10 protein-coding genes and 1 pseudogene are annotated in these 12093 nt (G+C 58.7%); 3 read left to right on the top strand and 8 right to left on the bottom strand.

All coding sequences use genetic code 11. The features are described 5' to 3' along the window. Nucleotides 1-90 precede the first annotated feature (90 nt). Nucleotides 91-600 (top strand): hypothetical protein, encoded by a 510-nt coding sequence (locus ACYZTS_RS18595; protein WP_461991110.1) that lies wholly within the window; start codon nt 91-93, stop codon nt 598-600. A 348-nt stretch (nt 601-948) separates the two neighbouring features. Here ACYZTS_RS18595 and ACYZTS_RS18590 read toward each other — a convergent pair. From ACYZTS_RS18590 to ACYZTS_RS18570, 5 genes and pseudogenes are all read right to left on the bottom strand, one after another. Further along, nucleotides 949-2111 (bottom strand): IS3 family transposase gene (locus tag ACYZTS_RS18590; RefSeq protein WP_461991109.1). Its coding sequence is split into 2 segments (ribosomal slippage): nt 949-1856 and nt 1856-2111, totalling 1164 coding nucleotides; the frame shifts between segments, so codons are not numbered across the junction. A 312-nt stretch (nt 2112-2423) separates the two neighbouring features. Continuing rightward, nucleotides 2424-3290 (bottom strand): annotated as a pseudogene (locus tag ACYZTS_RS18585) (AraC family transcriptional regulator); the annotation flags it as partial. A gap of 144 nt (nt 3291-3434) precedes the next feature. After that, nucleotides 3435-4364 (bottom strand): catechol 1,2-dioxygenase, encoded by a 930-nt coding sequence (catA, locus tag ACYZTS_RS18580; RefSeq protein ID WP_461991107.1) that lies wholly within the window; start codon nt 4362-4364, stop codon nt 3435-3437. 51 nt (nt 4365-4415) lie between these two features. After that, nucleotides 4416-4706: a muconolactone Delta-isomerase gene (gene catC, locus ACYZTS_RS18575; RefSeq protein ID WP_461991105.1), complete on the bottom strand. Its 291-nt coding sequence runs from the start codon at nt 4704-4706 to the stop codon at nt 4416-4418. 10 nt (nt 4707-4716) lie between these two features. Then, entirely contained in the window at nt 4717-5865 is a 1149-nt protein-coding gene (locus ACYZTS_RS18570) for a muconate cycloisomerase family protein (protein WP_461991103.1), read from the bottom strand. Nucleotides 5866-5988: 123 nt separating this feature from the next. Between ACYZTS_RS18570 and ACYZTS_RS18565 the strand changes: the two genes are divergently transcribed. Next, nucleotides 5989-6873: a LysR family transcriptional regulator gene (locus ACYZTS_RS18565; protein WP_461991101.1), complete on the top strand. Its 885-nt coding sequence runs from the start codon at nt 5989-5991 to the stop codon at nt 6871-6873. An 81-nt stretch (nt 6874-6954) separates the two neighbouring features. On the opposite strand, the gene ACYZTS_RS18560 is transcribed toward ACYZTS_RS18565, so the two are convergent. Continuing rightward, on the bottom strand, nt 6955-7854 hold the full coding sequence (locus ACYZTS_RS18560; protein WP_461991099.1) for a polysaccharide deacetylase family protein: 900 nt from the start codon (nt 7852-7854) through the stop codon (nt 6955-6957). A gap of 128 nt (nt 7855-7982) precedes the next feature. On the opposite strand from ACYZTS_RS18560, the gene ACYZTS_RS18555 reads away from it, so the two are divergent. Beyond that, the gene (locus tag ACYZTS_RS18555) at nt 7983-8384 is read left to right on the top strand and encodes a hypothetical protein (protein WP_461991098.1); all 402 of its coding nucleotides are present in this window, start codon (nt 7983-7985) and stop codon (nt 8382-8384) included. Nucleotides 8385-8397: 13 nt separating this feature from the next. Here the strand turns inward: ACYZTS_RS18555 and ligD are convergent, their stop codons facing one another. Together ligD and ACYZTS_RS18545 are read right to left on the bottom strand one after the other, a co-directional pair. After that, nucleotides 8398-11097, bottom strand: coding sequence for a DNA ligase D (gene ligD / locus ACYZTS_RS18550; protein ID WP_461991096.1), 2700 nt, complete (start codon nt 11095-11097; stop codon nt 8398-8400). Further along, a complete protein-coding gene (locus ACYZTS_RS18545; RefSeq protein ID WP_461991094.1) occupies nt 11094-12086 on the bottom strand; it encodes a methyltransferase in 993 nt (330 codons plus the stop codon). Before ACYZTS_RS18545 ends, ligD begins: the two co-directional genes overlap by 4 nt. Nucleotides 12087-12093 lie beyond the last annotated feature (7 nt).

The following is a 12093-nucleotide window of genomic DNA, read 5'->3' as shown; positions in this document are numbered from 1 at the left end:
TGGACTTGATCATCCAATCGCAAAGCCGGGACGCTGATTGTTCTCAGTGATCCAGACAATCATCTCTGTACCTTCGAAGATGCGTTGTTAATGCAAGCGGCGGAAACCGTAAATAAAGCGCTGGAGCCGCTCAGCGCGGAAGAGGCCGACTTCATGGCTCGCCACTATGACGAAATCGCGTTCCTTGTTTCCAAAGGATCGCTCGGAGCCAGCGCCGGGCTGGCGATGTTCTCGAAGAATCTGAATGACGTGGATGCTGTGTTGCGTGCCATCGATAAGCTGCACACAAAAACGTTTCAAGCAAACGGTCACCTCAACTGTCCTGATTTCTATGCCGAGCGCAAACGCCTGCTGACTCAACTGGATACCCAACTCACCAAACTGACAAGGAAAAGCATCGGGTTTCCGGATCATCCCAACCTGAAAAACGTGTTGGGGCTATCGACTAAAAGCCTTGTCCATCGCTGGAAGAAAGCCGGGGCGGCTGGACAGATCCCCGGTTATGCCACGCATATTAATGCTGTTTCCAGGGCGGCGAAGTATGTGAAGTATGGCGGTTTGGGTTGGTACGACGGTGGGCGGTGGAGCGTCAGCGCTTAAGGTTCAGGGTGTTAGTACAGAAGGGAATGTGGAGGCTTGTGAGAAGGTGAAATTCACAGAAAGTGGAGCTTTTTTGGGAGGAGTGTTGGGTGGTGTAACTGCTGGATCAATGTTGACGGCGCCCTTAGCGGACAGTCTATGCGCTGCACTTTCCATACCTACCGGAGGAACGGTCGGCCTGGTGTGTGGCTTATTAATTGTTGGGACCGGATCCTACATGGGTGGTTCTATCGGGGGAATGTCCGGAGAGAGTGCAGCGGAAGTAATATACGAGAATCTAAAATGATCACTAGTCAGCTTGTCTTAGGATTGCTATCCGCGGGTGTATTTTTATGCATGTTGTAGTGGTCAACTAATCCCGGACACGACGTTAAGTTTTTCTTCGGCCCGAGCTGGCGCCAGTCCACCGTTGAATTGATGGGGTCGAATCCAGTTGTAGCGATGCATTAAGAAATGGCTGATATCGCGCTGGGCTTCTTGAGCAGTTCTGTAGCCCACGGTCGGTATCCATTCAGTTTTCAAGCTGCGGAACACCCGCTCCATCGGCGCGTTGTCCCAGCAATTTCCTCGACGACTCATGCTCTGACGCATGCGATAACGCCAGAGCCGCTGGCGAAACAGGCGGCTCGCATATTGCGACCCTTGATCCGAGTGAAACATTAGCCCTTGAGGCCTTCCACGCTGTTCGTAGGCCATGTCCAGCGCCTTGATCACCAACCCAGCATCTGGTTTTTCTGACAATGCCCAGCCCACTATCCGGCGCGTAAAAAGATCCAGCACGACTGCCAGATAGTGCCATTTCCCCTGGGCCCAAATGTAAGTGATGTCGCCGCACCACACCTGGTTGGGTGCCGGGACATCGAACTCCCGATTCAAGATGTTCGGGATATCCAACCGTTCAACCGTTGCTCGTTTATAGGCATGAGAACCAGGTTGTTTACTGACGAGATCAAGCTCGCGCATCAAGCTGCGCACTTTGAACCGACCGAGTTGCTCACCATCATCACGCATCAGCGAGAGAAGGCTACGGCTGCCGGCAGCACTGCGACTTTGTGAAAACAACTCGCTCACCCGGCTGCGCAACCGAAGCCGTTCGACATCAGGCGTTCGCCGCTTGAGGCGGTGGGCGTAGTAACTTGAGCGGTTGATTTCAAACACTTGGCACAGCCAATCAACCGGCTCGTGGACGCTCAGCTGATTGATCAGCGCGTACGCTCGTGATCTTCCGACATCAAGAGCGCGGTAGCCTTTTTTAATATCGATTTTTCCCGTTCAAGACGGGCGATCCGGGCTTCCAGCTCCTGGATTTTCTGCTGCTCCGGTGTCAGCGCTTTGCTCTGCGGAGTGACGCCTTGGCGTTCCTTCTGAACCTGGTCAACCCAACGGCGCAGGGCCGACTCGCCGACGCCGAGTGAACGGCTGGCTTCGATGTAGCTGTAGTTTTGCTTGAGCACGAGGTCGGCAGCCTCGCGTTTGAACTCAGCGGAAAAGGAACGGCGTTGTTTGGTCATCTGACACCTCGATCTGGCGAGCATTCTCGCCTAAATGGGTGTCCGGTTTCATTAGACCACTACATGTTTCTTTGGTGCGGAGTGGCGTTCTATATGGCTTGTAGAAAATTTGAAATGCTTTTGAGCTTATTCCCAAATAGCGTCGGGGTGAAAACTATAACTCCTTTACGGCACGCGGGAATTTGGGGGAAGTTGATGGTGATTGGGGGTATTACCGGTTACGTCGCCTTTCCAAAACTCTATTTGAAAAATGGGCAATTAAGTATTGAAGATCTACAAGCCATTCCAAATTCACTGAGACGAAAACTATTAATCCATGGCGATCTCCGTAACGTTGCGCACGTTGCAGGTCGGGTCGCTGAGGCAGGCGTTGATCCGTTCGAGGCGTTTTTGGCGGATATAGTTTTTCGGCGTAGTGCCGGCGTGGCGCTCAAACAACCCGTACAGTGAACGCAGGCTCATCCGGGCCTGGCGCGCCAGTTCCTCGCTGTCGATGTCGTGCTTGAGGTGGTCGGCGATGTAGTCTGCCAATACGTCGAACGTGGCCGTCCGTGAGCTTAAGCTTATGCGGCTGACATTGGTCTTCATCAGGCTGAGCATCTTGCTGACGATGATTTGCGCGTAATGCTCCTGCACTTTGGGCACCTGATCGGTAGCTTCGGCTTCCTGGCAAATCATCGCCAGCAATCCGACAAATCCTTCCAGCTGATCAAGCTGATAGCGGTTTTCCAGAAACCGCACGCCCTGCCCCGGATAGCGCCAACGCTGCTCCTCACAGACTGACTGGAGCAGATGGGTGGGGATTTTCAGGATGAATTTTTCGCAATCAGCCGAATACGTCAGGTCCACCGTATCGTCGGGATTGATCAGCAGTAATTCGCCGGGAGCGAAGTAATGTTCCTGACCGTGACCGCGCGACAGGCAGTGACCGCGCAGCAGCACTTGCAGGTGATAAACGCTTTCCAGCGCGCCCGATGTCACGCGCACGCTGGCCCCGTAACTGATGCGGCACAGGTCGAGGCTGGCGAACTTGCGATGATCGAGGCTGGCCAAGGGTCGCCCGACCCTGGGCATCCGGATGCAATGATTGCCGACGTGCTGGTTGACGTAGCCCGACACCGCGTACGGGTCGGCATGGTCAAATATTCTGCTGCGCTGACTCAGTAACTGCGCTTGCATCGTCGGGTCACTCTCATTGTTGTTATGGGGTTTCATTGGCAAACACTGTGGGAGCGAGCCTGCTCGCGAAGGCGCAGTTTCAGTCAACATGGATGTTGTTGCTGAACGCCTCTTCGAGAGCAGGCTCGCTCCCACAGTGCGCTGTCAGTCCTCGAGCGCGCGAACCCGCTCGATGCGCTGTTGCTCTTCGGGTTGCGCGGAGCTCTGCAGGGTGAAGTCGAAATCGATTTCGGCAAAGCGCCCGCTCACACCGTACGCCGCTGCACGCTGCTGATCGTCGCTGAAGGTGATTTTCGCAATCAGCTCATCACGTGTGGCGTAGGCGAAATCGTCGTGCAGGTACTGGTCGCCATCCAGGTTGATCTGGGTGGTCAAGTGACGATGATCCGACGCGGAGATGAAGAAATGGATGTGCGCGGGACGCTGACCATGTCGGCCCAGTTGGTCGAGCAACTGCTGGGTCGGACCGTCCGGCGGGCAACCGTAGCCCGACGGCACGATGCTGCGAAAACGGTAACGTCCTTCGGCATCGGTGACGATGCGGCGACGCAGGTTGAACTCCGACTGCGTGGTATCGAAATACGAATAGGTGCCGCCGGTGTTTGCGTGCCAAACATCGACGACCGCCCCGGCAAGCGGCTCACCGGCCGTGTTTTTCACCTGGCCCTGCATGAACAGCACCACGCCAGGATCGACGCCGTCATCCAGGCGCGCTTCGAAATCCGACAACGGCGCACCCGCCACATACAACGGCCCTTCGATGGTCCGTGGTGTACCGCCGGCCGTGCCGTTCTGTTCGTCTTCGGCATCCATCAAGAGGTCGAGGTAGTGCTCCAGACCGAGCCCGGCGACGACCAGTCCGGCCTCCTGCCGCGCACCCAGCACGTTCAGGTAGTTCACGGCTTTCCAGAATTCTTCCGGGGTCACGGCGAGGTCTTCGATGATATTCACCGAGTCGCGCAGGATGCGATAAATCAGTGCCTTGGTGCGCGGGTTACCGGCATCGTTGCTCAGCCCGCTGGCCTCTTCGAGAAACTTCTGGGCGCTGGCAGTGTGGGAAATCTTGACGTTCATGGTGGTTCCTCATCTTGTAATTATTAGCGTAGCGAACTGCACAGGCTCGGTTCAGCGGTCATCCTCGCGAATGGAAGAAGGATGCCGACACATTGCGGTGACTTCGACCGCCATGTACGGGTAAAGCGGCAATTGCATCAGCAGGTCGTGCAGTTCCTGAACGCTGTCGACATCAAACACGCTGTAATTGGCGTAAAGCCCGGCGATGCGCCACAGATGGCGCCACTTGCCCTGATCCTGCAGGCGCTGGGCCAAGGCTTTTTCTTCAGCCTTCAGACTGGCGGCCGCTTCGGGATTCATGTCGACCGGTAGATTCACGGTCATTTTTACGTGGAACAGCATGATGCTCTCCTTAGACTTGATGGACGACAGTAGTTGACTTGTCGCGACGGAAAAACGCCAGGCGCTCTTCATCGAGATTCAGGCCCAGGCCCGGTGTTTGCGGCACGTGCAGCTCGAAATCGCGGTAGATCAGCGGTTCGCCGAGAACATCCTCAGTCAGCAGCAACGGCCCGAACAGCTCGGTGTCCCAAGCCAGTTTGTTCAGGGTGATGAAGGCGTGCGCAGAAGCCATGGTGCCGAGGCCGCCTTCAAGCATGGTGCCGCCATACAGGCCAATGCCGGCAGCTTCGGCAATCGCGGCGGTACGCAGCACGGCGCGTGGGCCGCCGTTCTTGGCGATCTTCAAAGCAAACACCGACGCAGCGCCTTCGCGCGCCAGATTGAACGCGTCCTCCACACACTCGATGGATTCGTCGGCCATGATGGGCGCCAGGCTCATCAGGTTCAGACGCGCCATGCCGGCGCGGTTGTTGCGTGAGATCGGCTGTTCGATCAGGTCGATGCCGTTGCTGCCGAGGATCCGGCACGCGCGCGAGGCAACCGCCTCGTCCCAGGCTTGATTGACGTCGACCCGCACACTGGCACGATCGCCCAGGGCTTTTTTGATAGCGATGACGTGAGCCAGGTCGTGATTGACCTCGCCGGCGCCGATTTTCAGTTTGAAGATGCGATGTCGGCGCAGGTCGAGCATCTGCTCCGCTTCGGCGATGTCCTTGGCCGTGTCGCCGCTGGCAAGGGTCCAGGCCACCGGCAGCGCATCGCGAACGCGGCCGCCCAGAAGTTCGCTGACAGGCAGGCCAAGGCGTTTACCTTGCGCATCGAGCAACGCGGTTTCGATGCCGGATTTGGCAAACGTATTGCCACGGATGCTGCGCTCCAGGCGCAACATCGCAGCGTTGATGTTGCTCGCGTCCTGGCCCAGCAGCAGCGGCGCAAAATGTCGATCAATGTTGGTCTTGATGCTTTCCGGGCTTTCATTGCCATAGGCCAGGCCACCGATAGTGGTCGATTCACCGAGGCCTTCGAAGCCGTCGGCGCAGCGCACACGAATGATCACCAGCGTCTGGTTCTGCATGGTGTGCATCGCCAGCTTGTGTGGGCGGATGGTCGGCAGATCGACAATGATCGTCTCGATCGATTCAATGGCTGTTGCACGCATGGCGATACCCGTCAGGTTCTTAAAATTCTTGAACCGATTCTCGTACGGCTTTTTCCGGGCGGCCAATATAGAATTGGTCTGACTTGATACCTTTAAGGTATGCAAACTCATCTCGGAGGTCCCATGGAACTGCGTCACCTGCGTTACTTCCAGGTGCTGGCTCAAACCCTCAACTTCACCCGCGCCGCCGAGCTGCTGCACATCGCTCAGCCGCCGTTGAGCCGGCAGATTCAGCAACTGGAGGATGAACTGGGCGTGCTGCTACTGGAGCGCGGGCGGCCATTGAAGCTGACTGATGCCGGACGGTTTTTCCACGAGCATTGCACCGCGCTGCTCGAACAACTGGGCAAGGTGTGTGACAACACCCGGCGCATCGGCCTTGGCGAAAAAACCTGGTTGGGCATCGGTTTTGCGCCATCGACTTTATATGGTGTGCTGCCGGAACTGATACGCCGGCTGCGCAGCGGTGAGCCTCTGGAGCTTGAGCTGGGGCTGTCGGAAATGACCACGCTGCAGCAGGTACAAGCGCTGAAGGCCGGGCGCATCGATATCGGCTTCGGTCGAATCCGCATCGACGATCCGGCGATCATTCAGACGGTGTTGACCGAAGACCGCCTGGTTGCCGCCCTGCCCGCCGGTCACCCGTTACTCGCCGGCCCGATCAGCCTGCGGGAACTGGCCAAAGAACCTTTCGTGCTCTACCCCGGCAATCCGCGCCCGAGTTATGCCGACCATGTGATCGCCTTATTCGAATCCTGTGGTGTGAGCATCAACGTAGCGCAATGGACCAACGAGCTGCAAACGGCCATTGGTCTGGTGGGAGCCGGGATCGGCGTAACGCTGGTGCCGGCCTCGGTGCAACTGCTGCATCGCGACGACATCGGCTTCACGCCTTTGCTGGAAGACAATGCCACCTCGCCGATCATCCTAAGCCAGCGCGTGGGCGACGTTTCGCCGGGGTTGAAACATTGTTTGCGGATGATTGAGGAGTTGTTGCCCCGCCAGTGAACTTTTCGGCCCTCCCAACCCTTGTAGCAGCTGCCGAAGGCTGCGTCAGCTATCAAACGATCTCTCTGTTTCAGGAATCACTCAACGGTTATCACTGCCCCAGATCCAGTTCCACATCCCCGGCAATGCCACCGGTTCTGAACTGTCGCGAACCGTGCGCGCCATGGCGGCTCGCTGCAGTTCGGCGTGATCATCGTAAAACGCTTTAGGGGCAAGATTCACGCCAGTGGCCCGGGCACTGTCGATCAGTATCTGCAGGTATTCGCGCAGGTGGCGGGCGGTGTAACGGTTGAGGTCGTGGAAGGTCACGACCACCGGGATCACCCCGTCCACCACAGGCAACTCACCCCGCGCTACCCGCTCGCGCACTTCGGATAACTGGCGCAGCATGTTGGCACGTCGCCGGGGGCTGGCGTTGAAACCCCAGATTTTGCCGTCATGGGCGCTCAGGTCGGTCAGCAGCACATGCAGGCCATGGCGTTGATAAGCTGCGAAGGTGCGTTTGTCGTAGTTCCAGAAAGGTGGGCGAATCAGGCTCGGCGGCGATCCGGTGATTGACGCGATGTCCGCGCGGCCATACCCGAGCGTTTCTTCCAGTTCTGCCGGACTCAGCAGTCGATGGTTGCTGTGGCCGGATGTGGCGGTGTGCAAACCCAGGATATGGCCCTCAGCGTGCTCGCGGCCCATTAGCTCGCGCCCCTGCTCACTGCCGCCCGCGCGGGAAGCGCGAGTCTGGACGAAAAACACCCCTTTGATAGCGGGCTGCAGCGGATTAAGCGCCAGGCTATCGAGCACGGTTGCGGTCGGATTCCACCAACTGGACGCACTGGGGCCATCGTCAAAGGTCAGCAGAAAGCGGCTCGGCGGTTGCTCGCGCAGACGCTGCTCCGTCTGTGGCGTCAGGTCGATGGGCGCAGCAATGCATCCAAACAGGCTGAGTGCCAGGGCGAACATCGAAATAACTTTGAACAACTGCTTCATGTGTACCGTGCGCCCAGATTTTCGTGCGGGTCAGAACAGGGTACACAGATTTCGTTCGTTTTCGGGAGAGATGAATGGGCTTCAGCGGGGATGGGCAAACCCGGGGGCAGCGCTCTATGATTGGCTGCATGACAACCCCGCTTTCGATCCGCCAACCCTGCCCGCCCGGCGCTTGCAACTGCGAGCGCGAACCGCTGCTGGAAAAGCCGGATGCAGACATTCGAATTCTGTTGCTGACGCGCAATGAAGAAAAGCGTCTGCTCGAGCGTCTGGAGAATCTGCAGAGCCTCAGCGATCTCGAACGGCTGCAACAGCGCATGTTTGAACAGCTGGGGATCCGGGTCGCGATCGCGCCCGGTTTCAATGAAGTGCGTACCATGCGCGGCATCGCCATTTCCATCGACGAACTGCCGGGGATGTGTCGCAAGACCCGCCAGGCGATCCCGGCGGCCATCCGTCGCGGCCTCGAAAAGCGCCCGGAAATCGCCTACGAATTGCTTAACGCCAACGACTTGCTGCGCGACGCCTGAGCGGCCATTCCCACTATTTTTTCATCCCGACCCGACGGCGCATCTCAGCGGTGATTGTCTGCCTGGCTTTCTTCCAGTCCGCCCACGGCTCGTTGCCGACCTCGACCAAACGCTCATGGGCGTTGTGCACGTTCCACTGATTGCCGCCCTTGAGCTCCGCCACTTCTTCGCGAAAGATCGGCATGGACACCGGCAGGCCTTCGCGCGTGCGGGCCGCGTAGGCGCAAATGGTGGTCGCGCCCAAGCCGTTGCGCAGGTAATCGATGAAGATCCGCCCTACCCGGTTCTTTGGCCCGGACACGGCGGAAAAACGGTCTGGCAGCAGCTTTGCCATATGGGTGACGATGGCGTGGCTGAAATCCTTCACCTCATCCCAGCCGGCCTTGCGAGTCAGCGGCACCATCAAATGGATGCCCTTGCCGCCGCTGGTCTTGAGAAATGCCGTGAGCCCCAATTCGTCCAGCACTGTGAGCGTAAGTTGCGTCGCCTCGACCATGCTTTTCCACGGCAGTGCCGGGTCCGGGTCGAGGTCGAGAACGAAGCGGTCCGGTTTGTCGAGGTTGACCGAGGTAGCGTTCCAGGTATGCAGCTCGACGGTGCTCATCTGCACCGCGCCGATCAGGGCTTCAGGATTATTGATCAGCATGACCGGCTGACCAGTCAGCGCTTTGTCCAGCGTGCTGATCCCCGGGATCGCCAGGCGCTCGGCGTTCTTTTGAAAAAACAGTTCGCCGGCAATCCCGTCCGGGGCTCGCACCAGCGCCACCGGGCGATCTTTCAGCTCGGGCAGGATCCACTCGGCAACGCTGGCGTAGTACTCGGCCAGCTGCAACTTGGTGGTACCGCTGCTGGCGTCGATCACCCGGTCTGGATGGGTAATGCGCACTTTGCCACCGCCGAGCCCAAGCTGTGAGGGCGCGGTGTCGGCCTTGTCGGATTTCTTCACGGGAGCGGCAGCGGGTTTGTCTGTGCTGGTCTTCTTTGCCGCAGCGGACTTTTTCGCCGCAGCAGCGGGCTTTTCGGCGGAAGACTTTTTCGCCGCAGCAGCGGGCTTTTTCGCAGGATCGGCTTTCACGGCTTTCGGACGCTCCTCAGTGATGTCTTCGGCAGGCTTGTCGTTGCGCAAACCATGGAAAACGGCGTGACGCACCGAGCCCTCTTTGGTCATTTCCGCAAAGGCGACCTCCGCCAGCAGCGTTGGTTTGAGCCAGTGCACGCCTTTAGCCTCGAAGCCGGTCGGCGGGTTGGCCACCGCCGGTTTCTTCGTCTGCAACGGTTTCAGCTGTTCGTAGATTCGCTTGAGGGTCGACTCATTGAAACCGGTGCCGACCTTGCCGGCATAGCGCAACTCGCCGCTATCGCGGTCATGCAGGCCCAGCAGCAACGCGCCGAAAGCGTTACGCGATCCCTTGGGATCGGTAAACCCGACAACGACGAATTCCTGCCGATGTTTGCACTTGAGCTTGATCCAGTCATTGCTGCGCCGCGACACATAAGGCGAGCCGAGACGCTTGCCGATCAGCCCTTCCATTTGCATCTGACAGGCACTGTTGAGCAGCGCTTCGGGTTCTTCGCCAAACGAATCGGAAAAACGCAGCAGCGGGTCCTCATTCGGCTTGAGCACCGTGGACAGCGCCGCCCGCCGCTCTTCCACCGGCACTTCGCGAAGGTCCACGCCGTTGAGGTACGGCATGTCGAACAGGTAGTAAATGATGTTGCCACTGCGTCCCGAATCGAAGGCGTTTTGCAGTGCCTGAAAGTCCGGCACGCCTTGCTCGTTGGCCACCACCATTTCGCCGTCAAGCCAGGCCGATTCAAGGCCTAACGCCGTCAGCGCCTCGGCCTGCTTTGGCAATTTGTGGGTCCAGTCATGGCCATTGCGCGTGAACAGTTTGACTTCACCGTGATCCAGGCGCGCCATGATGCGATAGCCGTCAAACTTGATCTCATAGCTCCACTCGCCGCCCGGGGCTTTTTCCACGAGGGTCGCCAGTTCAGGTTTCAAGGTGTCCGGCAACTTGGCTTTATGTGCGCCGGTCAATGGCGTGGGCTTGGGCTTGGCCTTGGCCTTGGCCTTGGCCTTGGGCGCAACGGCGGCCGGTTTTTTCACCGCTTTAGGTTTGGCCGCTGCTGTTTTCGATTTTTTCGGCACGATGGTGCGATCGCTGAGCACGCTGTCTGGCGCTGCGACTACCACGTCATAGTCACTTTCAGGTTTGGCGGCGCTGTCCTGATGTTTGATCAGAAACCATTGCTCTTGCTTGCCAGGCATGTGCGTCCGCACCAGATTCCATAAACCACCGAGCTTCTCCCCCTGCAGCTCGAACTTGAGCTTGCCTTTGGCATAGGCCGTGGCGGGGTCCTCCTGAGGAATCCACACGCCCCGGTCCCAGACGATCACATCGCCGGCACCGTAATGACCTTCAGGGATGCTGCCTTCGAAGGTGGCATAGTCGAGCGGATGGTCCTCGACATGCACGGCCAAGCGTTTGACGTGCGGATCCAGCGACGGGCCTTTGGGCACTGCCCAGCTTTTCAGCGCGCCGTCGAGCTCCAGGCGGAAGTCATAGTGCAGACGCGAGGCGTCATGTTTCTGGATGCAAAATTGCAACGCATGGTCTTTCGCGGCTTTGCGCTTGGAAGGCCTGGCGGCCGGTTCCGAGGTCGCCGAGAAATCGCGCATGCGGTTATAGTCATCCAGATTTTTGCTCATGGCGCACCTGCCGATTCAACGCTGCCCCCGATTCCGGGGCCGATACGGGTGACGATCAAGGCGACCACCGCAATCCTTTCCACCCGTTGATAGCCGGGGGTCAGTAGCTCTTCGCCGAATACATCGGGGTCGAGCTCACGGTAGGTCCAGGCGAACAGTGGTGATTCCAGGCGCGGAATCAACGCGTCGAGAAACGGATCGCGACCGTCGATCATCGCCACACCGGTGTACAGCACCAGAGAACCGCCCGGAGCCAGTCGATTCATGGCTTGCTCGACGATGCGCAAAGACAGTTGCTCGCCAAATTCGCCACCGCCGTGACGGTAGGCGCGCTCGGCGGGATCGGCCATGTACGGCGGGTTGGCAACGATCAAGTCGAATTGACCGTCGACATCCTGAAGCACGTTGCTGGTCTCGATAGTGAGGTTGGCCAACTCCGCCAGCGCAGCATTGACGGCCGTCATGCGTAGAGCCGCCGGGTTGATGTCAACCGCCAACACCTCGGCTTCGCGACGGGCGCGGGCAATCACGATCGCGCCGACGCCGGCGCCACAACCGATGTCGACGGCGCGCCGCACGGGCGCGAAACTGTGCTGCAAATGAGCGTGGATCAACCGCGCGAACCGGTAGGAGTCCGGACCGAAAAACACCGCATCGGCTGCTTCTGTGGGGAACCCGGAATGGGCGAACAGCAGGTCGTCCAGACTCGACCAGCGCACGAGGCTTTTCAGTCGTCCGTTGCTCTCTTGAAGAATCTCCGCTTGCGCGAGCTGACGCTGTTCATCCACCGACAACAACCCCGGTTCAAATGGGCGCGACCAACCGAACACCTCGCGCAGGTTGCGCGCGGGGTGCCCGAAAGCTCGGTCGTTTACGCGCTGATGAGTGAGCGGGGTTGGAGTGATAAAACGGTAACCATCAGCCTGCAAACGGCGGCCCAATTGCAATAATGCGAGATCGGCGCCGCCGAGTTGTTCTTCCTGATTCATGCAGTGC

The organism is Pseudomonas sp. TMB3-21, assembly GCF_054898145.1.
This window is presented reverse-complemented; position numbering and strand designations above follow the sequence as displayed.